General features: G+C 38.9%; 1 pseudogene. It reads right to left on the bottom strand.

Annotated features, from left to right (window positions below):
• Positions 1-1,110, bottom strand: a pseudogene (gene bepG, locus ACFIO5_RS10450) (T4SS effector BepG); the annotation flags it as partial.

The raw sequence follows: 1,110 nt of genomic DNA, 5'->3' as shown, positions 1-1,110 counted from the left end.
GAAGAATCTGGACAACGTCTTTTGTTTGTGTGAGGATTTGTGCACTTTTTTCTGCTTGATTTACTGATGTGCCAAGACTTTCAGCAAGTTTTGTATGAGATCTTTCACTTATAGCCTGAAGATCACTTGGTGAGAGACGGTCATAGAGTTTTTGAGAATAAGCCTTTACCTGTGTTCTCAGTTCAGGAGAGGTTAATAAAACTTCTTTCTGTTGTTCTTGAGTGAAAGAAAGTAGATTTGTTATCTCTTCACTGGGTGTTTCTACCGACTGTGCACAGCGTTCTTGTTCCTTAAAATAGGCTTCTAGAATATCCTTTTCTGCTTGTTTTACATTATGTGTGTAACTAACAATAGCATGGCTTAAGGGCAAAAAATTCTCTTCAGCATGGGCACGTGCTTCACTTTTTATCCCCAAAAAACTGAAGCCAACGATCTTACCACAAGAGGATGGAAAGTTTCCAACCTGGCGCGCGAACTTTTCTAACTCCTCGACATTCTTATTTGTCACTGGAATTCCCATCTTCGGCATTTTGCCTTCCAAAATATCGGGATTGCCATAAACAACACTACACAAAGTTTTAATTTTTTGCATGCTGCTTTTAACGACTTCACTTTCTCGAATCTTTGAAGCAACGTCCACGTAACTACGAGGTGGAAGTGTTTCTTTTTCAATAAGCATTTTTTGCGTTTCTTGAGTGAAAGATACTGAAACTACTTTTGCGGTTTCAACTTTTGGCGGTCGAACTGCCTGTTCTACTGCTTTGGATGCTTCGAACTTTGTTGTAACTTCCGTTGCCTTAATTGCTGACATGCTGACTTTTGCAGTCTCTTTGCCATCACCTTTCATGATAGATTGATACAGACCAAGTTTTTCCTGCTGTTGAAGAATCTGGACAACGTCTTTTGTTTGTGTGAGGATTTGTGCAATTTCTTCTGCTTGATTTACTGATGTGCCAAGACTTTCAGCAAGTTTTGTATGAGATCTTTCACTTATAGCCTGAAGATCACTTGGTGAGAGACGGTTATGGAGTTTTTGAGAATAAGCCTTTACCTGTGTTCTTAGTTTAGGAGAGTTTGATAAAATTTCTTTCTGTTGTTCTTGAGTGAAAG

Source organism: Bartonella sp. AA86SXKL, assembly GCF_042196885.1.
The sequence above is the reverse complement of the archived record's forward strand: the minus strand, read 5'-3'. Positions and strand labels throughout refer to the sequence as shown.